This window comes from Roseateles saccharophilus (assembly GCF_031458095.1).
GTDB classification, from domain to species: Bacteria; Pseudomonadota; Gammaproteobacteria; order Burkholderiales; family Burkholderiaceae_C; genus Pelomonas; species Pelomonas saccharophila_A.
This window is the reverse complement of record NZ_JAVDXU010000004.1, coordinates 139,629-165,272: the sequence shown is the minus strand read 5'-3', so window position 1 is coordinate 165,272 and position 25,644 is coordinate 139,629. Positions and strand designations below refer to the sequence as shown.

The following is a 25,644-nucleotide window of genomic DNA, read 5'->3' as shown; positions in this document are numbered from 1 at the left end:
CGGAAATGATTCGCTCGGCTATTGTCCCGGGCGTCCCGGGTTAACCCGAAATCATTTGTCCTGGACAAAACCTGTTCAGGCGCCTCGCAAAGGAGTTCTGTATGCGTCTCACCACCAAAGGCCGGTTTGCAGTCACCGCAATGTTGGACTTGGCGCTGCGCGAGAATACCGGCCCGGTCGCCCTGGCTGCGATCAGCCAACGGCAGCAGATTTCGCTCTCCTACCTGGAGCAGCTCTTCGGCAAGTTGCGCCGCCATGAACTGGTGGAAAGCACGCGCGGCCCGGGCGGCGGTTACTCGCTGGGCCGCAAGGCCGAGGACATCACTGTTGCCGACATCATCGTCGCCGTGGACGAGGCGCTGGACGCCACCGGCTGCGGCGGCAAGGAAAACTGCATGGGCGAGGACAGCGGCCGCTGCATCACCCATGAACTCTGGACCAATCTGAACGCCAAGATGATCGAGTACCTCGACTCCGTGTCCCTGCGCAAGCTCGCCGACGAGCAGCTGGCCAAGGGCTTCGAGGTCGAGGCGGCGCCGGTCAAGCGCGCCATCTCCAGCCAGCCGGTGCTCAAGCCCATCCGCGTGACGGCGCCGAACTCGGTCTTCGCCCTGGGTGGCGCGTTCAGCAAGTAAGTCAGAAGAACTCAAAGAAGTCGTTCCATGGACATGACCCCGCATTTCCCGATCTACCTCGACTACGGCGCCACGACGCCGTGCGATCCCCGCGTGGTGGACGCGATGATTCCCTGGTTGCGCGAGCACTTCGGCAACCCGGCATCGCGCAGCCATGCCTGGGGCTGGGAAGCGGAAGAGGCGGTCGAGAAGGCCCGCGAGCAGGTCGCCCTGCTGATCGGTGCGGACCCGCGCGAGATCGTCTGGACGTCCGGTGCCACCGAGTCCAACAACCTGGCCCTGAAGGGCGCTGCCCAGTTCTACAAGACCCGCGGCAAGCACCTGATCACGGTGAAGACGGAGCACAAGGCCGTGCTCGACACCATGCGTGAACTGGAGCGCCAGGGCTTTGACGTGACCTATCTCGACGTGCTGGAAAACGGCCTCGTCGACCTGGAGGCCTTCAAGGCCGCGCTGCGCCCGGACACCATCCTCGCCTCGGTCATGTATGTCAACAACGAGATCGGCGTCATCCAGGACGTCGTGGCCCTGGGCAACGTCTGCCGCGAGCGCGGCATCATCTTCCACGTCGACGCGGCCCAGGCCACCGGCAAGGTCGCCATCGACATGGCCAAGCTGCCCATCGACCTGATGAGCCTGGCCTCGCACAAGACCTACGGCCCCAAGGGCATCGGCGCCCTCTATGTGCGCCGCAAGCCGCGCGTGCGCCTGGAAGCGCAGATGCATGGTGGCGGCCACGAGCGTGGCATGCGCTCGGGCACGCTGCCGGTGCACCAGATCGTCGGCATGGGCGAGGCCTTCCGCATCGCCCGCGAAGAGATGGGCACCGAGAGCGAGCGCATCCGCGCCTTGCACAACCGCCTGATCCAGGGCCTGTCCGGCATCGAGCAGACCTTCATCAATGGCGACCTCGAGCAGCGCGTGCCGCACAACCTGAACATCTCGTTCAACTACGTCGAGGGCGAGTCGCTGATCATGGGCGTCAAGGGCATTGCCGTGTCGTCCGGGTCGGCCTGCACCTCGGCCAGCCTGGAGCCCAGCTATGTGCTGCGCGCCCTGGGCCGCAGCGACGAGCTGGCCCACAGCTCGCTGCGCATGACCATCGGCCGTTTCACGACCGAGGAAGAGATCGACTACGCGATCAGCGTGCTGACCGACCGCGTGGCCAAGCTGCGCGAACTGTCCCCGCTTTGGGACATGTACAAGGACGGCATCGACATCTCGACCATCCAGTGGGCTGCCCACTGATCGTCGACACAGGAGAACACCATGGCATACAGCGAAAAGGTCGTTGACCACTACGAGAATCCGCGCAACGTCGGCAAGTTCGACAACGGCGATGACGATGTCGGTACCGGCATGGTCGGGGCGCCGGCCTGCGGCGACGTGATGAAGCTGCAGATCAAGGTCAACCCGGCGACCGGCCTCATCGAGGACGCCAAGTTCAAGACCTATGGTTGCGGCTCGGCCATCGCCTCCAGCTCCCTGGTGACCGAATGGGTCAAGGGCAAGACGCTGGACCAGGCGCTGACGATCAAGAACACCCAGATCGCCGAAGAACTGGCCTTGCCGCCGGTCAAAATCCACTGCTCCATCCTGGCCGAAGACGCGATCAAGGCCGCCGTGGACGACTACCGCGCCAAGCACTCGAACTGATATGTCGGTCACGCTGACTGAAGCCGCGGCTCGCCACGTCAAGCGCTACATCGCCAAGCGCGGCAAGGGCGTGGGCGTTCGCCTGGGCGTGAAGACGACGGGTTGCTCGGGCCTGGCCTACAAACTGGAATACGCCGACGAGGTGGCGCCCGAGGACGTGATCTTCGAAGGCCATGAGGTCAAGATCCTCATCGATCCCAAGAGCCTGCCCTACCTCGACGGCACCGAGCTGGACTTCGTCCGCGAGGGCCTGAACGAAGGCTTCAAGTTCCGCAACCCACGCGAGAAGGACCGCTGCGGCTGCGGTGAGTCTTTCCGTGTCTGACCGACCCTGAGTTCTTGCTGAGCGCGGCACCGGCCGCGCTTTTTGCTTTTCGCCACCGCACCATGCGCCTGACCGACAACGACTTCCAGCTCTTTGGCCTGCCCGAGACGCAGGCCCAGGTGCGCGCCGACATCGACGCGCGCTGGAAGGCGCTGCAGGCTGAGGTGCATCCGGACCGCTTTGCCTCTGAAGGTGCGGCCGCCCAACGCGTCGCCATGCAATGGGCCATGCGCGTCAACGAGGCCTACCAGCGCCTGAAGGACCCACTCAAGCGCGCGGCTTATCTGTGCGAGCTGCGCGGTGCGTCGGTCGGGGCGGAAAACAACACCCAGATGCCGGCCGCCTTCCTGATGCAGCAGATGGAGTGGCGCGAAGCGCTGGACGACGCGAGCGGCGAAGCGGCCCTCGAAGCCCTCGATGACGACGCGGCCCAGGCCGAAGCCACCGCGCTGGCTCGGGCCCAGCATCTGCTCGACGACAACAACGACGCGCCGGCTGCAGCCGCGCAGGTGAGGGCGCTGATGTTCATCCAGCGTTTCCGCGCCGATATCGACCAGCGCCTTGCGGCGCTCGACGCCTGACCATGGCTCTCCTCCAGATCTCCGAACCCGGCGCCTCGCCCGACCCGCACCAGCGCCGCATCGCCGTCGGCATCGACCTGGGCACGACCCATTCCCTGGTCGCCGCCGTGCGCCATGGCGTGGCCGAATGCCTGCCTGACGAGCAGGGGCGCGTCATCCTGCCTTCGGCCGTGCGCTACCTGCCAGAAGGCCGCCGCCAGATCGGCGCCGAGGCGCTGGTGGCCCAGGCTGAGGATCCCGAGAACACCATCGTCTCTGTCAAGCGCTTCATGGGCCGGGCCATGGCCGACATCGCCAACCGCGAGCGCCTGCCTTATCGGTTCGAGGACCGCCCCGGCATGCTGGCCATCGCGACGCGCGACGGCGTGAAGAGCCCCGTCGAGGTCTCGGCCGAGATCCTGGCCACGCTGCGCTTTCGCGCCGAAGACAGCTTCCTCGACGACCTGTTCGGCGCCGTCATCACCGTGCCGGCCTATTTCGACGACGCCCAGCGCCAGGCCACCAAGGATGCCGCCGAGCTGGCCGGCCTCAAGGTGCTGCGCCTCATCAACGAGCCCACCGCCGCGGCGATTGCCTACGGCCTGGACAACGCCAGCGAAGGCCTCTACGCCGTCTATGACCTGGGCGGTGGCACCTTCGACATCTCGCTGCTGCGCCTGACGCGCGGCGTCTTCGAGGTCGTGGCGACCGGTGGCGATGCCGCCCTGGGCGGCGACGACTTCGACCGCGCGCTGGCCGACTGGGCGCTGGCCGGCCGTGTGGTCGCATCGGCCCATGACAAGCGCGCCGTGCTCGTCGCCGCGCGTGCGGCCAAGGAGGCGCTGTCCGACGCCGACACGACCGAGCTTGTCGCTGCATTGGATGCCGGCGAACTGCGCGTGATCGTCACGCGCGCGCAGTTCGAGGAGCTGGCCCAGCCGCTGATCGCCAAGACCCTGTCCTCGGTCAAGCGCGTGCTGCGCGACGCCAAGGTCAAGGCGGCCGACGTGGCCGGCACTGTCATGGTGGGCGGCTCGACGCGCATGCCGGTTGTGCGCCGCGCGGTCAGCGAGTTGTTCGGCCGCGAAGTGCTGACCAATCTGAATCCCGACGAAGTCGTGGCTCTCGGCGCCGCCATCCAGGCCAACCAGCTCGCTGGCAACGCCGCCGATGGCGAGATCCTGCTGCTGGACGTGATCCCGCTGTCGCTGGGTCTGGAGACCATGGGCGGCCTGGTCGAGCGCGTCATCGAGCGCAACTCGACCATCCCCGTCGCCAAGGCCCAGGACTTCACGACCTTCAAGGACGGCCAGACGGCCATGGCCATCCACGTCGTGCAGGGCGAGCGCGAGCTGGTCAGCGAATGCAGGTCGCTAGCGCGCTTCGAGCTGCGTGGCATCCCGGCCATGGTGGCCGGCGCGGCGCGCATTCGCGTCAGCTTCCAGGTCGATGCCGACGGACTGCTCAGCGTCTCGGCCGAGGAGCTGACCTCGGGCGTGCAGGCGGCCATCACCGTCAAACCCAGCTACGGTCTTGGCGACGACGAGATCGCCAACATGCTGAGGGATGGTTTCTCCAGCGCCGAGGGCGATATGGACGCGCGCAAGCTGCGTGAGGCCAGGGTGGAGGCCGAGCGCATGATCCTCGCGACGCGCAGCGCCTTGTCCGTCGACGGTGACCTGCTGCCCGAGGCCGAGCGTGAGGCCCTGGAAGCCCGCCTGTCGGCGCTGGCCGCCATGGAAGGCGATGCCGATGCCATCGATGCCGCCGTGAAGGCCTTGGCCGAGGCAACCGAAGGCTTTGCCGCCGAACGCATGAACCGCAGCATTGCCCGTGCGCTGACCGGCCGTGCCGTCAACCAGATTTGAGAACTGTCATGCCCGTCATCAAGATCCTCCCGCACGCCGAGTACTGCCCGGACGGCGCCAGCATCACGGCCGAGCCCGGCACGTCGATCTGCGAGGCCCTGCTGGCCCACCACATCGAGATCGAACATGCCTGCGACCAGGTCTGCGCCTGCACGACCTGCCACGTCATCGTCCGCGAGGGCGGCCGGTCGCTGAGCGAGATGGAGGAGGACGAGGAAGACATGCTGGACCGCGCCTGGGGTCTGGAGCCCGACTCGCGCCTGTCCTGCCAGGCTCTGCTGCGCCAGCAGGACATCACGGTCGAGATTCCCAAGTACTCCATCAACCACGCCAAGGAAGGCAAGTGAGTGCCGAGTCAACGACGGGCCGCTCCCGAGTTGACTCGACCCCCGCGGGGGGCAGCGGCGGGCCTTTGCCGCCGCTTGGGGGCTCCAGTCCTCAGCGCATCCTGGGTTTCGAGTCGTCCTGCGACGAGACCGGGGTGGCGCTTGTCGAGGTGGACGGTGACAAGCCGCCGCGCCTGGTGGCCCAGGCCCTGCACAGCCAGATCAGCATGCACCAGGCCTATGGCGGCGTGGTGCCCGAGCTGGCCTCGCGCGACCATGTGCGCCGTGTGCTGCCGCTGACGCGCGAGGTGCTGTCGCAGGCGGGGCTGGCGCTGCATGACGTGGACCTGGTGGCCTACACGCAAGGCCCCGGTCTCGCGGGTGCGCTGCTCGTAGGTGCGGGCGTGGCCGTGTCGCTGGCCGCCGCGCTGGACGTGCCGGCCCTGCCAGTTCATCACCTCGAAGGGCATCTGCTGTCGCCCTTCCTGTCGGCCGACCCGCCGGAATTCCCCTTTGTGGCGCTGCTGGTCAGCGGCGGCCACACGCAGCTGATGCGCGTGGATGACGTCGGCAGCTACGAGATCCTCGGCGAGACCATCGACGACGCGGCCGGCGAAGCCTTCGACAAGAGCGCCAAGCTGCTCGGCCTGCCTTATCCCGGCGGCCCGCACCTGGCCCGCATGGCCGAATTCGGCAACCCCGAGGCCTATGCACTGCCGCGCCCGCTGCTGCACAGCGGCAAGCCGGACTTCAGCTTTGCCGGCCTGAAGACGGCGGTGCTGACCCAGGTGAAGAAGATTGGCGACTCACCCTGCGATCAGACCAAGGCCGATCTGGCCGCGTCCACGCAGGCCGCCATCGTCGAGGTGCTGGTGAAGAAGTCGCTGCTGGCGCTGAAGGAGACGAAGCTGAAGCGCCTCGTCGTCGCCGGCGGCGTAGGGGCGAATGCCAAGCTGCGTGAGCAACTGAACGCTGCTTGCGCCAAACGGGGCGTGCGCGTGCACTACCCCGAGCTGTCGCTTTGCACCGACAACGGCGCCATGATCGCCATGGCCGCCGCGCTGCGGGTGCAGCGTGGCATGGCCAATCCCAGGCAGGACGGCGGCTTCGAGGTCCGTCCCCGCTGGGATCTTTCTGCCGCCTGAACTCGGCTTAAAGGACGTTCAGCTGGCCGCCGTTCTCGGCGACGCGCTTGACCAGGTTCAGCGTCAGCACGCCGTTCTCGAAGCGGGCCTGCGACTGGGTCTGGTCGATCTCGACCGGCAGCGAGAAGCTGCGGGCATAGCTGGCGGCGCGGCGTTCGCGGTAGAGGACGCGGGAGCCATCGGTCGGAGCTGCGGCTTCAGCGCTGGCGGTCTCGATGTGTACGCGACGGCCTTCGACGCGGACCTTGACGGCTTCCTTGGCGACGCCGGGCATGTCGACGGTCACGCTGTAGGCCTTGTCGTCTTCGCTGATGTCCAGGGCCGGGGTGCGGGCGACGTCGGCATCGAACTGGCGCAGGGCGCGGGCGACTTGGCGGGGGTGGGTCAGGTAGAACATGGGGATGGCTTCCGTTGGTTTGCGCTGCTGAACCGGTCGGGAGCAGCACCCGATGACCCGGAGATGCGGCGGCGGCGGGGCGCTTCAAGAGCTGTTTTTGCGCTGGAACAGAGAAGTCACGCATTTGCAGGGCAGGTCGGTTTGGCCCCTTGAAACCCTGCTCGGGTGCCCCACTTCCGCCCGCTTGGCCTGACGCAGTTTGGGGCTCCTGCCGCTTTGGGCTAGAATCCGCAAGTTCTGCGTATCGGGCATCCGGTACACGGAGCACCAGCACGGCTCGGGGCGGTTTCCCCCGTGTCCGCAAGTCAACCCCGGAAACCGTCTGCGGCAGCGCCACGTGTTGTGCTCGCCCGGCCGGACTTCCGAAACCTTTTTGGAAAACAAAATGTCCGTCGCCGATCTGAACAAGGCCGATATCGTCAAGGCCAATGCCCGCAGCGCCAACGACACCGGCAGTCCCGAAGTCCAAGTTGCTCTGCTGACCGCCCGCATCAACGAGCTGACCCCCCACTTCAAGACCCACGCCAAGGACCACCACGGCCGCCGCGGTCTGCTGAAGATGGTCAACACCCGCAAGAGCCTGCTGGCCTATCTGAAGCGCGTCGACTCCGCCCGTTACGTCGCCCTGATCCAGAAGCTGGGCCTGCGCAAGTAATCTAGCGAATCCGTCAAGGAGCCTGTCTGGTCCTCAAGCCCAGTACAGGCTCTTTGTCCTTTCAAGCCGGAACCAAGCTGACGTGGTCGCGGATCATTCCAAGACGGCTCTCTTCACCGAGTCGCCCTGGAATGGCATCTGGACCAAACCCAGCCTCGTTCCCGGTTCCAACGAGCGCCTGAGCGCGTTCACAACAACCAGGAGATGAGCATGTCCATGTTCAACAAGGTCACCAAGTCCTTCCAGTGGGGTCGCCACACTGTCGTGCTGGAAACGGGTGAGATCGCCCGCCAATCCACCGGCGCCGTCCTCGTCAACATCGAAGGCACCGTCGTGCTGGCCACCGTGGTCGCCAAGACCGAGGCCAAGGCCGGCCAGGACTTCTTCCCGCTGACCGTCGACTATCTCGAGAAGACCTATGCCGCCGGCAAGATCCCCGGCAGCTTCTTCAAGCGCGAGGGCCGTCCCTCCGAGCACGAGACGCTGACGAGCCGCCTGATCGACCGCCCGATCCGCCCGCTGTTCCCCGAAGGCTTCTTCAACGAAGTCCAGGTTGTCATCCACGTGGTGAGCCTGAACCCTGAAGTGCAGGCCGACATCGCCGCCATGATCGGCACGTCCGCCGCCCTGGCCGTCTCCGGCATCCCCTTCAATGGCCCGATCGGCGCCGCCCGCGTCGGCTACGTCAACGGCGAGTACACGCTGAACCCCAGCAAGTCCGAACTGGCCAACAGCCAGATGGACCTGGTCGTCGCCGGCACGCAAGCCGCCGTGCTGATGGTCGAGTCCGAGGCCTCGGGCCTGTCGGAAGAAGTCATGCTGGGCGCCGTGGTCTTCGGCCACGACCAAGGCAATGTCGCCATCGCCGCGATCAATGAGCTGGTCAAGGAAGCCGGCAAGCCGGCCTGGAACTGGACCGCTCCCGCCAAGGACGAAGCCTTCATCGCCAAGGTCAACGCCTTGGCCGAAGGCCCGCTGCGCGAGGCCTACCAGATCCGCTCCAAGCAGGCCCGCACGCAAGCCTGCCGCACGGCTTCCGCCAACGTCTTCGCTGCGCTGACCGCTGAAGGCGTGTCCTTCGACAAGGTCGAAGTCGAAGGTCTGCTGTTCGAGATCGAAGCCCGCATCGTGCGCAGCCAGATCCTGGCCGGCGAGCCGCGCATCGACGGCCGCGACACCCGCACCGTGCGCCCCATCGAGATCAGCAACGGCCTGCTGCCGCGCACCCACGGCTCGGCCCTGTTCACCCGTGGCGAGACGCAAGCCCTGGTCGTCGCGACCCTGGGCACCGACCGCGACGCCCAGCGCATCGACGCGCTGGACGGCGAGTTCGAAGACCGCTTCATGATGCACTACAACATGCCCCCCTTCGCCACCGGCGAGACGGGTCGTGTCGGCAGTCCCAAGCGCCGCGAAATCGGCCACGGCCGCCTGGCCAAGCGCGCGCTGATCGCCGCCCTGCCGAGCAAGGAAGACTTCCCCTACTCGCTGCGCCTGGTCTCCGAGATCACCGAGTCCAACGGCTCCTCGTCGATGGCTTCCGTCTGCGGCGGCTGCCTGGCACTGATGGACGCCGGCGTGCCGATGAAGGCCCATGTGGCCGGCATCGCCATGGGCCTGATCAAGGACGCCAACCGCTTCGCCGTGCTGACCGACATCCTGGGTGACGAAGATCACCTGGGCGACATGGACTTCAAGGTGGCCGGCACGACGACCGGCATCACCGCCCTGCAGATGGACATCAAGATCCAGGGCATCACCAAGGAAATCATGCAGGTCGCCCTGGCTCAGGCCAAGGAAGCCCGCCTGCACATCCTGGGCAAGATGGTCGAGGCCATGGGCAGCGCCAAGACCGAGGTCTCGACCTTCGCGCCCCGTCTCTACACGATGAAGATCAACCCGGAGAAGATCCGTGACGTCATCGGCAAGGGCGGCGCCACCATCCGCGCGCTGACCGAAGAGACCGGCACGACCATCGACATCGGCGAAGACGGCACCATCACCATCGCCTCGACGGACGCCGAGAAGGCCGAGATGGCCAAGAAGCGCATCGCCGAGATCACGGCCGAAGTCGAAGTCGGCAAGGTCTACGAAGGCCCGATCACCAAGATCCTGGACTTCGGCGCCCTCGTGAACCTGCTGCCTGGCAAGGACGGCCTGCTGCACATCAGCCAGATCGCCCACCAGCGCGTCGAGAAGGTGACGGACTTCCTGCAGGAAGGCCAGGTCGTCAAGGTCAAGGTCCTCGAGACCGACGAGAAGGGCCGCATCAAGCTGTCCATGAAGGCCCTGATCGACCGTCCTGAGCAGCAGCCTCGCGAAGCCGCTCCGGCTCCGGTGGCTCCGGCTGCCGACGACACGCCGCCTGCAGCCGAGTAAATCGACCGGCGATGAAAGCCATCGCGATCACCCGCCCCGGCGGGCCCGAGGTGCTGGAGCTGGCCGACAGGCCGGATCCAGTCGCGGGCCCGGGTGAGTGCCTGATCCGCGTTGCAGCTTCGGGCATCAACCGCCCGGACGTGCTGCAGCGCAAGGGCGCCTACCCGCCGCCGCCGGGTGCGAGTGAGTTGCCGGGCCTGGAGGTCGCGGGCGAGATCGTCGCCGGTGACGCTGCGGCCCTGGCCGCGCATGGCTTCAAGCTGGGCGACCAGGTCTGCGCCCTGGTCAACGGTGGCGGCTATGCCGAGCTGTGCACGGCACCGGTGGGCCAATGCCTGCCCGTGCCGAAGGGCTGGACGCTGACGCAGGCGGCCACGTTGCCGGAAACCTGCTTCACGGTCTGGGCCAATGTGTTCGACCGTGCCGTCCTGCAAGCTGGCGAGACGCTGCTGATCCATGGTGGCTCCAGCGGCATCGGCGTGACGGCCATCCAGATGGCCAAGGCCCTGGGTGCGCGCGTGCTGGTGACGGTGGGTGGCGCCGACAAGGCCGAGGCCTGCAAGGCCCTGGGCGCCGAGGTGGCGATCAACTACCGCGAGCAGGACTTCGTCGTCGAAGCCAAGGCCGCCACCGATGGCCGCGGTGTCGACGTGATCCTGGACATGGTGGCGGGCGACTACATCGGCCGTGGCGTGCAGGCCCTGGCCGAGGACGGCCGCCTGGCCCTGATCGCGGTGCAGGGTGGTGTGAAGTCCGAGATCGATGCCGGCCTGGTGCTGCGCAAGCGCCTGACCATCACCGGCTCGACGCTGCGTCCGCGTTCGGCGGCTTTCAAGGCCCAGCTCGCGCGTTCGTTGCGCGGCAAGGTCTGGCCGCTGATCGAAGCGGGGCATATCAAACCGGTGGTGTATCGCGAGCTGCCGGCCGCGCAGGCGGCCGAAGCGCACGCATTGATGGAATCCAACCAGCACATCGGCAAGATCGTGCTGACCTGGTGAGGAGCTGACATGAGAAGAAAACTCGTCGTGGGCAACTGGAAGATGCATGGCAGCCGCGCTGCCAATGCCCAGCTGCTCGCCGGCCTCAAGGAAGCCGGCCCCTGGAACGCCGACGTCGCCGTCTGCGTGCCTTTCCTCTATATCGCCGAGACGGCTCTGGCGCTGACGGGTACGGCCATCGCCTACGGTTCGCAGGACGTCTCCTCGCACGAACAGGGCGCCTATACGGGCGAGGTGTCGTCGGCCATGCTGCACGACGTCGGCTGCCGCTATGCCATCGTCGGTCACTCGGAGCGCCGCGCTTATCACGCGGAGAGCGACCAGCTCGTCGCCGACAAGGCCAAGGCTGCGCTCGCCCATGGCGTGACACCCATCGTCTGTGTTGGCGAGACGCGTGCCGAGCGCGAGGCCGGGCAGACCGAAGCCGTCGTCAAGCGCCAGCTCGCTGCCGTCATCCACACGCTGGGGCATTGCACGGGCGAGATGGTGGTGGCCTATGAGCCCGTCTGGGCCATCGGCACCGGCCTGACGGCCACGCCGGCCGAGGCGCAGGCCGTGCACGCGGTGCTGCGCGCGCAGCTGCATGCGGCAACCGACAAGTCTGATGCCATGCGCATCCTCTACGGCGGCAGCGTCAAGGCCGACAACGCGGCCGAGCTCTTCGGCCAGCCCGATATTGATGGTGGCCTGATCGGCGGCGCTTCATTGAAGGTGGCTGATTTCGCCGCCATCTGCCGCGCGGCCGCCCACTGAGTTTTTCCCGCGCCGTGCCGTGAGGGCAGGGCGCTTAGAGTTTTGATGGAGTGTTTGGAATGCAGGTCTTTGCGAATCTGGTGTTGGTCGTTCAGTTGCTGTCGGCTCTGGCGATCATTGGTCTGGTGCTGGTTCAGCACGGCAAGGGTGCCGACATGGGCGCCTCCTTTGGCAGCGGCGCCTCGGGCAGCCTGTTCGGCGCCACCGGCAGCGCCAACTTCCTGTCGCGCAGTACGGCCGTCGCCGCGACGCTGTTCTTCGGCTGCACGCTGGGTCTGGCCTTCCTGTCCAACAGCCGTCCCGCTGCATCGAGCACCGACAGCGTGCTGGACCGCGCGGCCGTCGTGGCCCCGGCCGCTTCGGGTGCTGCTGCCATCCCCGGCGCAGTCGTCGCGCCTGCCGCAGCGGCCTCGGCCGCGGCGTCCGCTGCAGCCAACTGAAGTCCGACTAAAAACCTCGCCTCTTCACCGGGAGACCCCTAATTCCCGGTATAGAATGCGAGGCTGTCTGGCATGCAAACCCTCACTAGCTGCCAGGCGGATTTGAGTACCTGCCGTCGTGGTGAAATTGGTAGACACGCTATCTTGAGGGGGTAGTGGCGAAAGCTGTGCGAGTTCGAGTCTCGCCGACGGCACCAGAACATTGAAGCGGCCTGTCGCCGCGGTCTCCGAGCAGTCGGGGTGACCGAGGCAAGGTTCCAGGCGGGCGCGATCCGCGAGCGACATCATTCGATCTCGCTGGTGGCGCGCCTGTTTGCTTTTGTGGTCGGCTTGTGCAGCGACTGCGTTGACGAAGACGTTGAGTCGACCCGAGAAAGCGCAAATGAATCTCGAACAATACCTGCCCGTCATCCTCTTCATCTTGGTCGGCGCAGTAGTCGGGATTGCACCCCAGGTGCTCGGCGCGCTGCTCGGACCCAACCGGCCGGATCAGGCCAAGAACTCCCCCTACGAATGCGGCTTCGAGGCCTTTGAAGACGCGCGCATGAAATTCGATGTGCGCTACTACCTCGTCGCCATCCTGTTCATTCTTTTCGACCTGGAAATTGCCTTCCTCTTCCCCTGGGCCGTGGCGCTCAAGGAAATCGGTGCGACGGGTTTCTGGGCGATGATGATCTTCCTCGGCATTCTGGTCGTGGGCTTTGCCTACGAATGGAAAAAAGGCGCCCTGGACTGGGAATAAACGCCACGCCAAACACGCTGGGAATTCGAAATGGGTATTGAAGGCGTCCTCAAAGAGGGCTTTGTCACCACCTCGGTCGACAAGCTCATCAACTGGTCCAAGACCGGCTCGTTGTGGCCGATGACCTTCGGTCTGGCCTGCTGTGCAGTCGAGATGATGCATGCGGGCGCCGCCCGCTACGACATCGACCGCTTCGGCATGCTGTTCCGTCCGAGCCCGCGCCAGTCCGATCTGATGATCGTGGCCGGCACGCTGTGCAACAAGATGGCGCCGGCCCTGCGCAAGGTCTACGACCAGATGGCCGAGCCGCGCTGGGTGCTCTCCATGGGCTCCTGCGCCAACGGCGGCGGCTACTACCACTACAGCTATTCCGTCGTGCGCGGCTGCGACCGCATCGTGCCGGTGGACGTCTATGTGCCGGGCTGCCCGCCGACGGCCGAGGCGCTGCTTTACGGCATCCTGCAGCTGCAGGCCAAGATCCGCCGCGAAAACACCATTGCACGCTGAGCGCCAAGGTATGAGCCTGAATCTCGAAACCCTGGCCCAGCAGATTGGTGCCGTCCTCGGCGAGCGCGTCGTGGAGCTGAAGAACGCCTTGGGCGAACTGACGCTGACGGTGCGCGCGGCCGACTACTTCGACGTTGCGACCACGCTGCGCGACCACCCCGAGCTCAAGCTCGAACAGCTGATCGACCTCTGCGGTGTCGACTACAGCAGCTTCGGCGACGGCGCCTGGGAAGGCCAGCGCTATGCCGTTGTCAGTCATCTGCTGTCGGTCAGCAAGAACTGGCGCCTGCGCCTGAAGGTCTTCGCCGCCGATGACGACTTCCCCTGCGTGGCCTCGGTCACCCCGGTGTGGAGCTCGGCCAACTGGTTCGAGCGCGAGGCCTTCGACATGTACGGCGTCATCTTCGACGGCCACGAAGACCTGCGCCGCATCCTGACGGACTATGGCTTCATCGGCCACCCGATGCGCAAGGACTTCCCGGTGTCGGGCCATGTCGAGATGCGCTACGACGCCGAGCAGAAGCGGGTCATCTACCAGCCGGTGACCATCGAGCCGCGCGAGATCACGCCGCGCATCATTCGCGAAGACAAGTACGGCGGGCTCTGAACCATGGCCGAAATCAAGAACTACACCCTCAATTTCGGTCCGCAGCACCCGGCCGCCCACGGCGTGCTGCGCCTGGTGCTGGAGCTGGACGGCGAAGTCATCCAGCGTGCCGACCCCCATATCGGCCTGCTGCACCGCGCCACCGAGAAGCTGGCCGAGAGCAAGACCTACATCCAGTCGCTGCCCTATATGGACCGCCTCGACTACGTGTCGATGATGTCCAACGAGCATGCCTACTGCCTGGCCATCGAGAAGATGCTGGGCCTGGAAGTGCCCATCCGCGCCCAGTACATCCGCGTGATGTTCGGCGAGCTGACCCGCATCCTGAACCACCTGCTGTGGCTGGGCTGCCATGGCCTGGACTGCGGTGCGATGAACATCCTCATCTACTGCTTCCGCGAGCGTGAGGACATCTTCGACATGTACGAGGCGGTGTCGGGTGCGCGCATGCACGCGGCCTACTTCCGTCCGGGCGGCGTCTACCGCGACCTGCCGGACAGCATGCCGCAGTACCAGGTCAGCAAGATCCGCAACGCCAAGGCGATTGCGCAGATGAACGAGAACCGCAGCGGTTCGCTGCTGGACTTCATCGAGGATTTCAGCCGCCGCCTGCCGAAGAACATCGACGACTACGAGACGCTGCTGACCGACAACCGCATTTGGAAGCAGCGCACGGTCGGCATCGGCGTCGTGTCGCCGGAGCGTGCGCTGAACCTGGGCTTCACTGGCGCCATGCTGCGCGGCTCGGGCATCGCCTGGGACCTGCGCAAGACCCAGCCCTACGACGTCTACGACAAGATGGACTTCGACGTGCCCATCGGCACGAATGGCGACACCTACGACCGCTATGTCGTGCGTGTCGAGGAGATGCGCCAGGCCAACCGCATCGTCCAGCAGTGCGTGCAGTGGCTCAAGGCCAACCCCGGCCTGCCCGTCATCACCGACAACCACAAGGTGGCACCGCCGGCCCGCGTGGACATGAAGTCCAACATGGAAGAGCTGATCCACCACTTCAAGCTCTTCACCGAAGGCTTCCATGTGCCGGAAGGCGAGGCCTATGCGGCCGTCGAACACCCCAAGGGCGAGTTCGGCATCTACATGGTCAGCGACGGTGCCAACAAGCCCTATCGCCTGAAGATCCGCGCGCCGGGCTTTGCCCACCTGGCGGCTCTGGACGAGATGGGTCGCGGCCACATGATCGCCGACGCCGTCGCCATCATCGGCACGATGGACATTGTTTTCGGTGAGATCGACCGATGAGCAGCTACCAACTCTCCGACGCCACCCGCGCGCGCTTCGACCGCGAGGTCGCCAAATACCCCTACGAGATGCGCCAGTCTGCCGTCATGGCCTGCCTGGCCATCGTGCAGCAGGAAGAGGGCTTCGTGCCTCGCGCCGCGGAAGACGCGATCGCTGCTCATCTCGGCATGGCGCCCATCGCCGTGTACGAGGTGACGACCTTCTACAACATGTACAACCAGAAGCCGGTTGGCAAGTTCAAGCTGAACGTCTGCGCCAACCTGCCTTGCCAGCTGCGCGACGGCCAGAAGGCCCTGGACCATCTGTGCAGCAAGCTCGGCATCGAGCAGGGCGGCACGACGGCCGACGGCCTGTTCACCGTGCAGAAGAGCGAGTGCCTGGGCGCCTGCGCCGACTCGCCGGTGATGCTGGTCAACGACCGCCAGATGTGCAGCTTCATGACGACCGAGCGCCTGGACGAGCTGGTCGATGTGCTGCGCGCTGAAGCTGCCAAGGCCTGAGGAAGACGATGCTGGACCTCACCAAATTCCAAAGCACCGGCGCCGAGACCTGCTTCCACGGCCGCCACATCAGCCCGCAGATCTATGCGGATCTGAACGGCAAGAACTGGGCTATCAAGGACTACGAAGCCCGCGGTGGCTACGCGGCCCTGCGCAAGATCCTGGGCAAGGACGGCGGCGAAGGCCTGACCCCTGACCAGGTCATCGCCGAAGTCAAGACCTCGGCCCTGCGCGGCCGCGGCGGCGCCGGCTTCCCGACGGGCCTGAAGTGGAGCTTCATGCCCCGCCAGTTCCCGGGCCAGAAATACCTCGTCTGCAATTCCGACGAAGGCGAGCCGGGCACCTGCAAGGACCGCGACCTGCTGATGTTCAACCCGCATCAGGTCATCGAGGGCATGGCCATCGCCGCCTATGCGATGGGCATCACGGTCGGCTACAACTACATCCACGGCGAGATCTTCGAGGTCTACGAGCGCTTCGAGGCGGCCCTGGAAGAAGCCCGTGCCGCCGGCTATCTCGGCGACAAGATCATGGGCTCGGGCTTCAGCTTCCAGCTGCACGGCCACCACGGCTTCGGTGCCTACATCTGCGGCGAAGAAACGGCCCTGCTGGAGTCTCTTGAAGGCAAGAAGGGCCAGCCGCGCTTCAAGCCGCCGTTCCCGGCCAGCTTCGGCCTGTACGGCAAGCCCACCACCATCAACAACACCGAGACGTTTGCCGCGGTGCCCTGGATCATCCGCAACGGCGGCCAGGCCTACCTCGAGATCGGCAAGCCCAACAACGGCGGCACCAAGCTGTTCTCGGTGTCGGGCGACGTGGAGCGCCCGGGCAACTACGAGATTCCTCTGGGCACGCCGTTCTCGGTGCTGCTGGAGATGGCCGGTGGCGTGCGCAAGGGCCGCAAGCTCAAGGCCGTCATCCCGGGTGGCTCGTCCGCGCCGGTGCTGACTGCCGAAGTGATGATGCAGTGCACGATGGACTATGACTCCATCGCCAAGGCCGGCTCCATGCTGGGCTCGGGCGCCGTCATCGTCATGGACGACTCGCGCTGCGCCGTGCAGAGCCTGCTGCGCCTGTCCTATTTCTACGCCCACGAGTCCTGCGGCCAGTGCACGCCCTGCCGCGAAGGTACGGGCTGGATGCACCGCGTGCTGGAGCGCATCTACCACGGCGAGGGCAGGGCAGAGGACATCGACCTGCTGAACTCCGTGGCCGACAACATCCAGGGCCGCACGATCTGCGCGCTGGGCGACGCTGCCGCAATGCCCGTGCGCGCCATGATCAAGAACTTCAAGCACGAGTTCTTGCACCTGATTGAACACAAGAAGCCCCTGGTGGCTCCGACCTGAGCTGCCTAGGGAACCCCATCATGGTTGAAATCGAACTCGACGGTCAGAAGGTCTCGGTCCAGGAAGGCAGCATGGTCATGCATGCCGCCGAGAAGGCCGGCACCTACATCCCGCACTTCTGCTATCACAAGAAGCTGAGCATCGCGGCCAACTGCCGCATGTGCCTGGTGGACGTGGAGAAGGCGCCCAAGCCCATGCCCGCCTGCGCGACGCCCGTCACGCAGGGCATGATCGTCCGCACCAAGAGCGACAAGGCGATCAAGGCCCAGCAGGGCGTCATGGAATTCCTGCTGATCAACCACCCGCTGGATTGCCCCATCTGCGACCAGGGTGGCGAGTGCCAGCTGCAGGACCTGGCTGTTGGCTACGGCGCTGGCAAGAGCCGCTACTCGGAAGAGAAGCGCGTCGTCTTCCACAAGAACGTCGGCCCGCTGATCTCGATGGAAGAGATGAGCCGCTGCATCCATTGCACCCGCTGCGTGCGCTTCGGCCAGGAGATCGCCGGCCAGATGGAGCTGGGCATGGCCCACCGCGGCGAGCACAGCGAGATCCAGACCTTCGTCGGCCGCACGGTGGACTCCGAGCTGTCGGGCAACATGATCGACATCTGCCCGGTCGGCGCGCTCACCAGCAAGCCCTTCCGCTACAGCGCCCGCACCTGGGAACTGTCGCGCCGCAAGAGCGTCAGCCCCCACGACTCCACCGGCGCCAACCTGATCGTCCAGGTCAAGAACCACCAGGTCCTGCGCGTCGTGCCGCTGGAGAACGAAGAGGTCAATGAATGCTGGATCGCCGACCGCGACCGCTTCAGCTATGAGGCCCTGAACAGCGACCAGCGCCTGACCGCGCCCATGATCAAGCAGGGCGGCGCCTGGAAGCAGGTCGACTGGACGACGGCCCTGGAATACATCGCCAACGGCCTGAAGACCATCAAGGGCGACCACGGTGCCGCTTCCATCGGCGCCCTGGGCTCGGCTCACAGCACGGTGGAAGAACTGCATCTGCTCACGCAGATCGTGCGCGGCCTGGGCAGCGACAACATCGACCACCGCCTGCGCCACAGCGACTTCGGCAATGCCGCGTCCGGCGGCCAGGCCCGCTGGCTGGGTACTTCGATCGCGAGCTTGTCCGAACTGGACCGTGCCCTGGTCGTCGGTTCCAACCTGCGCAAGGACCACCCGCTGTTCGCCGCCCGCCTGCGCCACGCCGCGCGCCGCGGTGCCGCCGTGCATCGCGTCGGCTTGAGCAGCGATGACTGGCTGATGCCTCTCGCCGGTTCGTCTTCCGTTGCGCCTTCGGGCTGGGTGCAAGCCCTGGCTGATGTGGCCGCCGCCATTGGCGCCGGCGCACCGCTGGCCGGCACGGCCACGGACGAAGCCAAGGCCATCGCTGCCAGCCTTGCATCGGGTCAGAAGAAGGCCATCCTGCTGGGCAATGCCGCCGCCGAACACCCGCAGGCCACCAGCCTGCTGGCGCTGGCGCAGTGGATCGGCCAGCAGACGGGGGCGACCGTCGGCTATCTGACCGCCGCCGCCAATACCGTGGGCGCCCAGCTCGTGAAGGCTCAGCCGCAGGTCGACGGCCTGAACGCCGGCCAGATGCTGAACGGCACGTCGCTGAAGGCCGTGGTGTTGCTGAACACCGACCCGGTGCTGGACTCCGCCAACGCCGCTGCCGCCGTCAAGGCGCTGGATGCGGCCGAGATGGTCGTCGTGCTGAGCCCCTTCAAATCGGGCCTCGAATACGCCGATGTGCTGCTGCCCGTCGCCCCCTTCACCGAGACCTCGGGCAGCTTCGTCAACGCCGAGGGCCGCCTGCAGAGCTTTGTCGGCGTCGTGCGCCCGCTGGCCGAGACGCGTCCGGCCTGGAAGGTGCTGCGCGTGCTGGGCAATCTGCTGGGTCTGCCGGGCTTCGATCAGGACAGCTCCGAGCAGGTGCGTGAGCAAGCCCTGGGTGGCGACTTCTCCGGCCGTCTGTCCAACGCCACTTCGGCTGGCGCGCAAGTCGCCGCGAAGGGCGAGGGCGTCGAGCGCTTCGCCAACCTGCCCATCTACGCGACCGACGCGCTGGTGCGCAATTCCACGTCGCTGCAGCTGACCACCGATGGCCGTGAAGCCGCCACCGTCGGCCTGCCGAGCAGCCTGTGGGCGCAACTCGGCCTGGCCGAGGGCGACCAGGTGCGCGTCGTGCAGGACGGCGGCGCCGCCCAACTGCCCGCCCGTCTGGAAGCCGGCCTGCCTGAGGGCGTGGCCCGTGTGCCGGCCGGTCTGGCCCAAACCGCAGCTCTGGGTGCCGCCTTCGGCACGCTGAGCATCAGCAAGGTCTGAGGGAGCCCCACCGAATGATCGACTCTCTCTACCAAAACGGCGCCTCGCTGCTGGGGTCCCTGTGGCCTCTGGTCTGGAGCCTGCTGAAGATCGTCGCGGTCATCCTGCCGCTGCTGGGCTGCGTGGCCTATCTGACGCTGTGGGAGCGCAAGGCCATCGGCTGGTCGCAGATCCGCCCGGGCCCGAACCGCGTCGGTCCCTATGGCCTGCTGACGCCCATCGCCGATGCGGTCAAGCTGATCTTCAAGGAGATCATCAAGCCCGCCGCCGCGAGCAAGGGCCTGTTCTTCCTCGGCCCCGTCATGACCATCATGCCGGCCCTGGCCGCCTGGGCCGTCGTGCCGTTCGGCCCGGACGCGGCCGTGGCCAACGTCAACGCAGGCCTGCTGTTCCTGATGGCCATCACCTCGCTTGAGGTCTACGGCGTCATCATCGCCGGCTGGGCGTCCAACTCGAAGTACGCCTTCCTGGGTGCGCTGCGCGCCTCGGCGCAGATGGTCAGCTACGAGATCGCCATGGGCTTTGCCCTGGTCGTCGTGCTGATGGTGACGGGCAGCCTGAACATGACGACCGTCGTGCAGGTGCAGGAGCGCGGCATCTTTGCCGGCTACGGCGTCAACTTCCTGTCCTGGAACTGGCTGCCGTTGTTCCCCATCTTCATCGTCTACTTCATCTCGGGCCTGGCCGAAACCAACCGCCACCCGTTTGACGTCGTCGAAGGCGAATCGGAAATCGTCGCCGGCCACATGATCGAGTACTCGGGCATGTCGTTCGCGATGTTCTTCCTGGCCGAGTACGCCAACATGATCCTGGTGTCGGCCCTGGCCGTCGTCATGTTCCTGGGCGGCTGGAGCGCACCGATCTCCTGGAGCCTGCTGGGCATGGACGTGCCGGCCTTCTTCCAGCACACGATGGCGTTCTGGAACTGGTTCTGGCTGTTCGCCAAGACCTTCTTCGTCGTCACGATGTTCCTGTGGGTGCGTGCCACGTTCCCGCGCTTCCGCTACGACCAGATCATGCGTCTGGGCTGGAAGATCTTCATTCCCATCACGCTGATCTGGCTGGTCGTTGTCGGTGCCTGGATGCAGACGCCCTACAACATCTGGAAGTGAGGCGGCGCCCATGACTGCAATCACGAATTTCGCCAAGACCTTCTTCCTCTGGGAACTTCTCAAGGGGATGAAGCTGACGGGTCGCCACTTCCTGTCGCGCAACATCACCATCCAGTTCCCGGAAGAGAAGACGCCGCTGTCGCCGCGTTTCCGCGGCCTGCACGCGCTGCGCCGCTACGAGAACGGTGAAGAGCGTTGCATTGCCTGCAAGCTCTGCGAGGCCGTCTGCCCCGCGATGGCCATCACCATCGAGAGCGACGTGCGCGCCGACGGCAGCCGCCGCACGACGCGCTACGACATCGACCTGACCAAGTGCATCTTCTGTGGCTTCTGCGAAGAGAGCTGCCCGGTGGACTCCATCGTCGAGACCAGCATCTTCGAATACCACGGCGAGAAGCGCGGCGACCTCTACTTCACCAAGGACATGCTGCTGGCGGTCGGTGACAAGTACGAGCCCCAAATTGCCGCCCAGAAGGAGGCCGACGCCAAGTACCGCTGATCGCTGCCGCGCCGCAAGGCGCCAGCGGTCCAGCCTCGCTGGCCTGGATACGTATGGACATCACGACCATCCTCTTCTACGTCTTCTCCGGCATCCTGCTGGTGAGTTCGTTCCGTGTCATCACGGCGCGCAGCACCGTGCATGCCGCGCTCTTCCTCATCCTGTCCTTCTTCACGGCCTCCTGCATCTGGATGCTGCTGAAGGCCGAGTTCCTGGCCATTGCGCTGGTCCTCGTCTACATCGGCGCCGTCATGGTGCTGTTCCTGTTCGTCGTCATGATGCTGGACCTGAACACGGACAGCCTGCGTGAGGGCTTCTGGAAGCATCTGCCGGTGGCGGCCGTCATCGGCGCGCTGATCGCCTTCGAGATGGGCATCGTGCTGATGGGCGGTTTCCAGCTGTCCGACGCCCCGGCGGCCACCGCGGCCCAGATCAGCCAAGGCAACACCAAGCTGCTCGGCATCGAGATCTACACCAGCTATCTCTACCCGCTGCAGATCGCCGCCGTGCTGCTGCTGGTGGCCATCGTCGCCGCCATCGCGCTGACGCTGCGCCGCCGCAAGGACTCGCGCGCCATGGATGCCTCCGAGCAGGTCAAGGTCACCAAGGCCCAGCGCCTGAAGATCATCAAGATGGCGCCGACGGTCGCCGCTGCGGCCCAACCAGCCGCACCCACCGAAGGAGGCCAGGCATGACCGCCATTGCTGGACTGAGTGGCCTCACGCTGGGCCATTTCCTGACGCTGGGCGCGATGCTGTTCGCGCTGTCGGTGATCGGCATCTTCCTGAACCGCAAGAACCTGATCGTGCTGCTGATGGCCATCGAGCTGATGCTGCTGGCGGTCAACCTGAACTTCGTCGCCTTTTCCCATTACCTGGGCAATATGGACGGACAGGTCTTCGTGTTCTTCATCCTGACCGTCGCGGCGGCCGAATCGGCCATCGGCCTGGCCATCCTGGTCGTGCTGTTCCGCAACCGCGCCAGCATCAACGTCGAAGAGCTCGACGCTCTCAAGGGCTGAGGACACGAACAAGATGTCTGCACAACTCTCCCAGAACCTGCTGCTGACGGTGCCGCTGGCGCCACTGGCGGGCGCCATCGTGGCCGGCTTCTTCGGCAAGACGGTGGGCCGCCGCGGCTCGCACATGGTCACCATCCTCGGCGTCCTCGTTGCCTTCATCCTCTCGGCCATGACGCTGTACAGCGTCGCCGTCGACGGTGCGCGCTTCAACGCCACCGTCTACGAGTGGATGAACCTCGGCGCGCTGAAGATGGAGGTCGGCTTCCTCATCGACGGACTGACGGCCATGATGATGGTGGTCGTGACCTTCGTGTCGCTGATGGTGCACATCTACACGATCGGCTACATGGAAGAGGACGACGGCTACCAGCGCTTCTTCTCCTACATCTCGCTGTTCACCTTCAGCATGCTGATGCTCGTCATGAGCAACAACATGCTCCAGCTGTTCTTCGGCTGGGAGGCGGTGGGCCTGGTGTCCTATCTGCTGATCGGCTTCTGGTACAAGAAGCCGACGGCCATCTTCGCCAACATGAAGGCCTTCCTGGTGAACCGGGTCGGCGACTTCGGCTTCATCCTGGGCATCGGCCTGCTGGTGGCCTTCGGCGGTTCGCTGAACTACGCCGAGACCTTCGCCAAGGCCGAGCTGCTGTCGCAGATGGTCTTCCCGGGCACCGATTGGTCGCTGATGACCGTCGCCTGCATCTGCCTGTTCATCGGCGCCATGGGCAAGTCGGCCCAGTTCCCGCTGCACGTCTGGCTGCCCGACTCCATGGAAGGCCCGACGCCCATCTCCGCGCTGATCCACGCCGCCACGATGGTGACGGCCGGCATCTTCATGGTGGCGCGCATGTCGCCGCTGTTCGAGCTGAGCGACACGGCGCTGAACTTCGTCATGGTGATCGGTGCCATCACGGCCCTGTTCATGGGTTTCCTGGGCATCATCCAGAACGACATCAAGCGCGTCGTCGCCTACTCCACGCTGTCGCAGCTGGGCTATATGACGGTGGCGCTGGGCGCCTCGGCCTATTCGGTCGCCGTCTTCCACCTGATGACGCACGCCTTCTTCAAGGCCCTGCTGTTCCTCGGCGCCGGCTCCGTCATCATCGGCATGCACCACGACCAGGACATCCGCAACATGGGCGGCCTGCGCAAGTACATGCCCATCACCTGGATCACGTCGCTGCTGGGTTCGCTGGCCCTGATCGGAACGCCGCTGTTCTCGGGTTTCTACTCCAAGGACTCCATCATCGAGGCCGTGCACGCCAGCCATCTGCCGGGTGCCCACTTCGCCTACTTCGCCGTCATCGTCGGCGTGTTCGTGACGGCCTTCTATTCCTTCCGGATGTACTTCCTCGTCTTCCACGGCAAGGAACACTTCCACCACAAGCCCTTCCCGCCGGAAGAAGACGAACCGCATCACGACGACCATCACGCCCACACGCCGCATGAGTCGCCCTGGGTCGTCACGGCGCCGCTGGTGCTGCTGGCCATCCCGTCGGTCGTCATCGGCTTCCTGACCATCCAGCCCATGCTGTTTGGCGACTTCTTCAAGGACGCCATCTTCGTCAATCTGCATGCGCATCCGGCGATGGAAGAACTGGCCGAGGAGTTCCACGGTGCTGCCGCCATGGCCCTGCACGGCCTGACCTCGCTGCCGTTCTGGCTGGCCCTGGCCGGTGTCGTGACCGCCTATGTGTTCTACATGGTCGCGCCCAGCATCCCGGCCACGCTGGCCAAGGTGCTGCGCCCGGTGGTCATCGTCCTGGAGAACAAATACTTCATGGACTGGATCAACGAGAACATCCTGGCCCGCGCCGCCCGCCTCATCGGCGTCGGCCTGTGGAAGGGCGGCGACGCCGGCCTCATCGACGGCGTCATCATCAACGGGTCGGCCAGGACCGTCGGCGGCATCGCCGGACTGGTGCGCCGCCTGCAGAGCGGTTATCTGTACTGGTACGCCCTCGTCATGATCCTCGGCGTCATGGGTCTGATGACCTGGCAGCTCTGGCCCTATATCAAGCCCCAGTTCAGCGCCCTGTTCGGGTTCTGAGCGACGAGGCGGAGAACAAGAATGTTGCTGAGTCTTGCGATTTTTCTGCCCATCGCCTGCGGCGCCTTGCTGCTGGCGCTGGGGCGTGACGAACAGGCCAAGGCCGTGCGCTGGATGGCGCTGGCCGCTGCCGTGGCGAGCTTCCTCGTCACGCTGCCGCTGATCACCGGCTTCGACACGACGACGGCTGCCATGCAGTTCGTCGAGAACCAGCCCTGGATCGAGCGTTTCGCCATCCACTACCACCTCGGCGTGGACGGCATCTCGATGTGGTTCGTGCCGCTGACGGCCTTCATCACCATCATCGTCGTCATCTCGGCCTGGGAGGTCATCGAGACCCGCGTCAACCAGTACATGGGCGCCTTCCTGATCCTGTCGGGTCTGATGGTGGGCGTGTTCAGCGCGCTGGACGGCATGCTGTTCTACGTGTTCTTCGAGGCCACGCTGATCCCGATGTACATCATCATCGGCGTCTGGGGCGGCCCGAACCGCGTCTACGCGGCCTTCAAGTTCTTCCTGTACACACTGGCCGGTTCGCTGCTGATGCTGATCGCGCTGCTGTACCTGTACTACCAGTCCAACGTCATCAACGGCGCCGGCTCCTTCGACATCCAGACCTGGCACAAGCTGCCGCTGGCCGGTGGCGCCCAGACCTGGCTGTTCTTCGCCTTCCTGGCCGCCTTCTCGGTCAAGGTGCCGATGTGGCCTGTGCACACCTGGCTGCCCGACGCCCACGTCGAGGCGCCCACCGGCGGCTCCGTCGTGCTGGCGGCCATCATGCTGAAGCTGGGCTGCTACGGCTTCCTGCGCTTCTCGCTGCCGATCGCCCCCGACGCCGCGCGCGAGTGGGCCTGGCTCATCATCGCGATGTCGCTGATCGCCGTCGTCTACATCGGCCTCGTGGCCCTGGTGCAGAAGGACATGAAGAAGCTGGTGGCCTACTCGTCCATCGCCCACATGGGCTTCGTGACCCTGGGCTTCTTCATCTTCAACGAGCTCGGCGTCTCCGGCGGCCTGGTGCAGATGATCTCGCACGGCTTCGTGTCGGGCGCGATGTTCCTGTGCATCGGCGTGCTCTACGACCGCGTGCACTCGCGTGAGATCGCTTCCTACGGCGGCGTCGTCAACACCATGCCCAAGTTCGCCGCCTTCGCCGTCTTCTTCGGCATGGCCAACTGCGGCCTGCCCGCGACGGCCGGCTTCGTCGGCGAGTGGATGGTCATCCTCGGCACGGTCAAGGCCAACTTCTGGCTGGGCGGCATCGCGGCCACGGCCCTGGTCTTCGGCGCGGCCTACACGCTGTGGATGATCAAGCGCGTCTACTTCGGCGACATCGCCAACGATGACGTGCGTGCCCTGACCGACATCAACAAGCGCGAGTTCGTCATGCTCGGCCTGCTGGCCGTGGCGACGCTCTACATGGGCCTGTATCCCAAGCCCTTCACCGACGTGATGCACAACTCGGTCACCGAGTTGCTCAAGCACGTGGCGCTCAGCAAGATCCCCGCCTGATTCTGAGCCGAGGCAAGAACA

Annotated in this window: 27 protein-coding genes and 1 tRNA gene; 27 read left to right on the top strand and 1 reads right to left on the bottom strand. The window is 65.6% G+C overall.

Annotation, left to right across the window (positions count from 1 at the left end; translation table 11 throughout):
* Positions 1-101 precede the first annotated feature (101 nt).
* The 8 genes from iscR (at position 102) to tsaD (ending at position 6,515) form a co-directional block, all read left to right on the top strand.
* Positions 102-635 (top strand): Fe-S cluster assembly transcriptional regulator IscR, encoded by a 534-nt coding sequence (gene iscR, locus J2X20_RS23475; protein WP_025563988.1) that lies wholly within the window; start codon positions 102-104, stop codon positions 633-635.
* Between the two features lie 27 nt (positions 636-662).
* Positions 663-1,883, top strand: coding sequence for an IscS subfamily cysteine desulfurase (locus J2X20_RS23470; protein ID WP_310270384.1), 1,221 nt, complete (start codon positions 663-665; stop codon positions 1,881-1,883).
* Positions 1,884-1,904: 21 nt separating this feature from the next.
* Positions 1,905-2,291, top strand: coding sequence for a Fe-S cluster assembly scaffold IscU (gene iscU, locus J2X20_RS23465; protein ID WP_310270380.1), 387 nt, complete (start codon positions 1,905-1,907; stop codon positions 2,289-2,291).
* Position 2,292: 1 nt separating this feature from the next.
* Positions 2,293-2,616 carry an iron-sulfur cluster assembly protein IscA gene (gene iscA / locus J2X20_RS23460; RefSeq protein WP_310270377.1) on the top strand — a complete coding sequence of 108 codons (324 nt, stop codon included), beginning with the start codon at positions 2,293-2,295 and terminating at the stop codon, positions 2,614-2,616.
* Between the two features lie 62 nt (positions 2,617-2,678).
* The gene (hscB, locus tag J2X20_RS23455; protein ID WP_310270370.1) at positions 2,679-3,197 is read left to right on the top strand and encodes a Fe-S protein assembly co-chaperone HscB; all 519 of its coding nucleotides are present in this window, start codon (positions 2,679-2,681) and stop codon (positions 3,195-3,197) included.
* 2 nt (positions 3,198-3,199) lie between these two features.
* On the top strand, positions 3,200-5,044 hold the full coding sequence (hscA, locus tag J2X20_RS23450) for a Fe-S protein assembly chaperone HscA (protein ID WP_310270369.1): 1,845 nt from the start codon (positions 3,200-3,202) through the stop codon (positions 5,042-5,044).
* An 8-nt stretch (positions 5,045-5,052) separates the two neighbouring features.
* On the top strand, positions 5,053-5,391 hold the full coding sequence (fdx, locus tag J2X20_RS23445) for an ISC system 2Fe-2S type ferredoxin (protein WP_310270368.1): 339 nt from the start codon (positions 5,053-5,055) through the stop codon (positions 5,389-5,391).
* Between the two features lie 98 nt (positions 5,392-5,489).
* A complete protein-coding gene (tsaD, locus tag J2X20_RS23440; protein WP_310271498.1) occupies positions 5,490-6,515 on the top strand; it encodes a tRNA (adenosine(37)-N6)-threonylcarbamoyltransferase complex transferase subunit TsaD in 1,026 nt (341 codons plus the stop codon).
* 7 nt (positions 6,516-6,522) lie between these two features.
* Here tsaD and J2X20_RS23435 read toward each other — a convergent pair whose 3' ends face one another.
* Entirely contained in the window at positions 6,523-6,912 is a 390-nt protein-coding gene (locus tag J2X20_RS23435) for an Hsp20/alpha crystallin family protein (RefSeq protein WP_310270365.1), read from the bottom strand.
* A 385-nt stretch (positions 6,913-7,297) separates the two neighbouring features.
* On the opposite strand from J2X20_RS23435, the gene rpsO reads away from it, so the two are divergent.
* The 19 genes from rpsO (at position 7,298) to J2X20_RS23340 (ending at position 25,623) form a co-directional block, all read left to right on the top strand.
* Entirely contained in the window at positions 7,298-7,567 is a 270-nt protein-coding gene (gene rpsO, locus J2X20_RS23430) for a 30S ribosomal protein S15 (RefSeq protein WP_310270363.1), read from the top strand.
* A 210-nt stretch (positions 7,568-7,777) separates the two neighbouring features.
* A complete protein-coding gene (gene pnp, locus J2X20_RS23425; RefSeq protein ID WP_310270360.1) occupies positions 7,778-9,946 on the top strand; it encodes a polyribonucleotide nucleotidyltransferase in 2,169 nt (722 codons plus the stop codon).
* An 11-nt stretch (positions 9,947-9,957) separates the two neighbouring features.
* Positions 9,958-10,944, top strand: coding sequence for an NAD(P)H-quinone oxidoreductase (locus J2X20_RS23420; RefSeq protein ID WP_310270357.1), 987 nt, complete (start codon positions 9,958-9,960; stop codon positions 10,942-10,944).
* Between the two features lie 9 nt (positions 10,945-10,953).
* Positions 10,954-11,697 carry a triose-phosphate isomerase gene (gene tpiA, locus J2X20_RS23415; RefSeq protein WP_310270354.1) on the top strand — a complete coding sequence of 248 codons (744 nt, stop codon included), beginning with the start codon at positions 10,954-10,956 and terminating at the stop codon, positions 11,695-11,697.
* A gap of 59 nt (positions 11,698-11,756) precedes the next feature.
* Positions 11,757-12,137: a preprotein translocase subunit SecG gene (secG, locus tag J2X20_RS23410; RefSeq protein WP_310270351.1), complete on the top strand. Its 381-nt coding sequence runs from the start codon at positions 11,757-11,759 to the stop codon at positions 12,135-12,137.
* Between the two features lie 112 nt (positions 12,138-12,249).
* Positions 12,250-12,334 (top strand) — tRNA-Leu (locus J2X20_RS23405).
* Positions 12,335-12,519: 185 nt separating this feature from the next.
* Positions 12,520-12,879 (top strand): NADH-quinone oxidoreductase subunit A, encoded by a 360-nt coding sequence (locus J2X20_RS23400; protein ID WP_310270349.1) that lies wholly within the window; start codon positions 12,520-12,522, stop codon positions 12,877-12,879.
* A 30-nt stretch (positions 12,880-12,909) separates the two neighbouring features.
* On the top strand, positions 12,910-13,386 hold the full coding sequence (locus J2X20_RS23395) for a NuoB/complex I 20 kDa subunit family protein (protein WP_046113908.1): 477 nt from the start codon (positions 12,910-12,912) through the stop codon (positions 13,384-13,386).
* Between the two features lie 10 nt (positions 13,387-13,396).
* The gene (locus tag J2X20_RS23390; protein WP_310270340.1) at positions 13,397-13,993 is read left to right on the top strand and encodes an NADH-quinone oxidoreductase subunit C; all 597 of its coding nucleotides are present in this window, start codon (positions 13,397-13,399) and stop codon (positions 13,991-13,993) included.
* 3 nt (positions 13,994-13,996) lie between these two features.
* Complete coding sequence (locus J2X20_RS23385) at positions 13,997-15,253, top strand: NADH-quinone oxidoreductase subunit D (protein ID WP_310270337.1); 1,257 nt, start codon at positions 13,997-13,999, stop codon at positions 15,251-15,253.
* A complete protein-coding gene (locus J2X20_RS23380; protein ID WP_310270334.1) occupies positions 15,250-15,753 on the top strand; it encodes an NADH-quinone oxidoreductase subunit NuoE family protein in 504 nt (167 codons plus the stop codon). Before J2X20_RS23385 ends, J2X20_RS23380 begins: the two co-directional genes overlap by 4 nt.
* 8 nt (positions 15,754-15,761) lie before the next feature.
* Positions 15,762-17,102, top strand: a complete 1,341-nt coding sequence (gene nuoF / locus J2X20_RS23375; RefSeq protein ID WP_310270331.1) for an NADH-quinone oxidoreductase subunit NuoF — start codon at positions 15,762-15,764, stop codon at positions 17,100-17,102.
* Positions 17,103-17,122: 20 nt separating this feature from the next.
* Entirely contained in the window at positions 17,123-19,429 is a 2,307-nt protein-coding gene (gene nuoG / locus J2X20_RS23370; protein ID WP_310270327.1) for an NADH-quinone oxidoreductase subunit NuoG, read from the top strand.
* A gap of 14 nt (positions 19,430-19,443) precedes the next feature.
* Positions 19,444-20,541: an NADH-quinone oxidoreductase subunit NuoH gene (gene nuoH, locus J2X20_RS23365; protein ID WP_310270324.1), complete on the top strand. Its 1,098-nt coding sequence runs from the start codon at positions 19,444-19,446 to the stop codon at positions 20,539-20,541.
* 10 nt (positions 20,542-20,551) lie between these two features.
* Complete coding sequence (nuoI, locus tag J2X20_RS23360; protein WP_119046407.1) at positions 20,552-21,040, top strand: NADH-quinone oxidoreductase subunit NuoI; 489 nt, start codon at positions 20,552-20,554, stop codon at positions 21,038-21,040.
* Between the two features lie 53 nt (positions 21,041-21,093).
* Positions 21,094-21,735, top strand: coding sequence for an NADH-quinone oxidoreductase subunit J (locus J2X20_RS23355; protein WP_310270319.1), 642 nt, complete (start codon positions 21,094-21,096; stop codon positions 21,733-21,735).
* A complete protein-coding gene (gene nuoK, locus J2X20_RS23350; protein WP_310270317.1) occupies positions 21,732-22,061 on the top strand; it encodes an NADH-quinone oxidoreductase subunit NuoK in 330 nt (109 codons plus the stop codon). Before J2X20_RS23355 ends, nuoK begins: the two co-directional genes overlap by 4 nt.
* Before the next feature lie 13 nt (positions 22,062-22,074).
* Positions 22,075-24,111, top strand: coding sequence for an NADH-quinone oxidoreductase subunit L (nuoL, locus tag J2X20_RS23345; protein ID WP_310270314.1), 2,037 nt, complete (start codon positions 22,075-22,077; stop codon positions 24,109-24,111).
* A gap of 21 nt (positions 24,112-24,132) precedes the next feature.
* Positions 24,133-25,623, top strand: a complete 1,491-nt coding sequence (locus J2X20_RS23340) for an NADH-quinone oxidoreductase subunit M (protein WP_310270311.1) — start codon at positions 24,133-24,135, stop codon at positions 25,621-25,623.
* Positions 25,624-25,644 lie beyond the last annotated feature (21 nt).

What these genes read in the sequence shown, in the direction of transcription:
- iscR (WP_025563988.1), top strand. Translation starts at nt 102, where the DNA reads ATGCGTCTCACCACCAAAGGCCGGTTTGCAGTCACCGCAATGTTGGAC.
- J2X20_RS23470 (WP_310270384.1), top strand. Translation starts at nt 663, where the DNA reads ATGGACATGACCCCGCATTTCCCGATCTACCTCGACTACGGCGCCACG.
- iscU (WP_310270380.1), top strand. Translation starts at nt 1,905, where the DNA reads ATGGCATACAGCGAAAAGGTCGTTGACCACTACGAGAATCCGCGCAAC.
- iscA (WP_310270377.1), top strand. Translation starts at nt 2,293, where the DNA reads ATGTCGGTCACGCTGACTGAAGCCGCGGCTCGCCACGTCAAGCGCTAC.
- hscB (WP_310270370.1), top strand. Translation starts at nt 2,679, where the DNA reads ATGCGCCTGACCGACAACGACTTCCAGCTCTTTGGCCTGCCCGAGACG.
- hscA (WP_310270369.1), top strand. Translation starts at nt 3,200, where the DNA reads ATGGCTCTCCTCCAGATCTCCGAACCCGGCGCCTCGCCCGACCCGCAC.
- fdx (WP_310270368.1), top strand. Translation starts at nt 5,053, where the DNA reads ATGCCCGTCATCAAGATCCTCCCGCACGCCGAGTACTGCCCGGACGGC.
- J2X20_RS23435 (WP_310270365.1), bottom strand. Translation starts at nt 6,912, where the DNA reads ATGTTCTACCTGACCCACCCCCGCCAAGTCGCCCGCGCCCTGCGCCAG.
- rpsO (WP_310270363.1), top strand. Translation starts at nt 7,298, where the DNA reads ATGTCCGTCGCCGATCTGAACAAGGCCGATATCGTCAAGGCCAATGCC.
- pnp (WP_310270360.1), top strand. Translation starts at nt 7,778, where the DNA reads ATGTCCATGTTCAACAAGGTCACCAAGTCCTTCCAGTGGGGTCGCCAC.
- J2X20_RS23420 (WP_310270357.1), top strand. Translation starts at nt 9,958, where the DNA reads ATGAAAGCCATCGCGATCACCCGCCCCGGCGGGCCCGAGGTGCTGGAG.
- tpiA (WP_310270354.1), top strand. Translation starts at nt 10,954, where the DNA reads ATGAGAAGAAAACTCGTCGTGGGCAACTGGAAGATGCATGGCAGCCGC.
- secG (WP_310270351.1), top strand. Translation starts at nt 11,757, where the DNA reads ATGCAGGTCTTTGCGAATCTGGTGTTGGTCGTTCAGTTGCTGTCGGCT.
- J2X20_RS23400 (WP_310270349.1), top strand. Translation starts at nt 12,520, where the DNA reads ATGAATCTCGAACAATACCTGCCCGTCATCCTCTTCATCTTGGTCGGC.
- J2X20_RS23395 (WP_046113908.1), top strand. Translation starts at nt 12,910, where the DNA reads ATGGGTATTGAAGGCGTCCTCAAAGAGGGCTTTGTCACCACCTCGGTC.
- J2X20_RS23390 (WP_310270340.1), top strand. Translation starts at nt 13,397, where the DNA reads ATGAGCCTGAATCTCGAAACCCTGGCCCAGCAGATTGGTGCCGTCCTC.
- J2X20_RS23385 (WP_310270337.1), top strand. Translation starts at nt 13,997, where the DNA reads ATGGCCGAAATCAAGAACTACACCCTCAATTTCGGTCCGCAGCACCCG.
- J2X20_RS23380 (WP_310270334.1), top strand. Translation starts at nt 15,250, where the DNA reads ATGAGCAGCTACCAACTCTCCGACGCCACCCGCGCGCGCTTCGACCGC.
- nuoF (WP_310270331.1), top strand. Translation starts at nt 15,762, where the DNA reads ATGCTGGACCTCACCAAATTCCAAAGCACCGGCGCCGAGACCTGCTTC.
- nuoG (WP_310270327.1), top strand. Translation starts at nt 17,123, where the DNA reads ATGGTTGAAATCGAACTCGACGGTCAGAAGGTCTCGGTCCAGGAAGGC.
- nuoH (WP_310270324.1), top strand. Translation starts at nt 19,444, where the DNA reads ATGATCGACTCTCTCTACCAAAACGGCGCCTCGCTGCTGGGGTCCCTG.
- nuoI (WP_119046407.1), top strand. Translation starts at nt 20,552, where the DNA reads ATGACTGCAATCACGAATTTCGCCAAGACCTTCTTCCTCTGGGAACTT.
- J2X20_RS23355 (WP_310270319.1), top strand. Translation starts at nt 21,094, where the DNA reads ATGGACATCACGACCATCCTCTTCTACGTCTTCTCCGGCATCCTGCTG.
- nuoK (WP_310270317.1), top strand. Translation starts at nt 21,732, where the DNA reads ATGACCGCCATTGCTGGACTGAGTGGCCTCACGCTGGGCCATTTCCTG.
- nuoL (WP_310270314.1), top strand. Translation starts at nt 22,075, where the DNA reads ATGTCTGCACAACTCTCCCAGAACCTGCTGCTGACGGTGCCGCTGGCG.
- J2X20_RS23340 (WP_310270311.1), top strand. Translation starts at nt 24,133, where the DNA reads ATGTTGCTGAGTCTTGCGATTTTTCTGCCCATCGCCTGCGGCGCCTTG.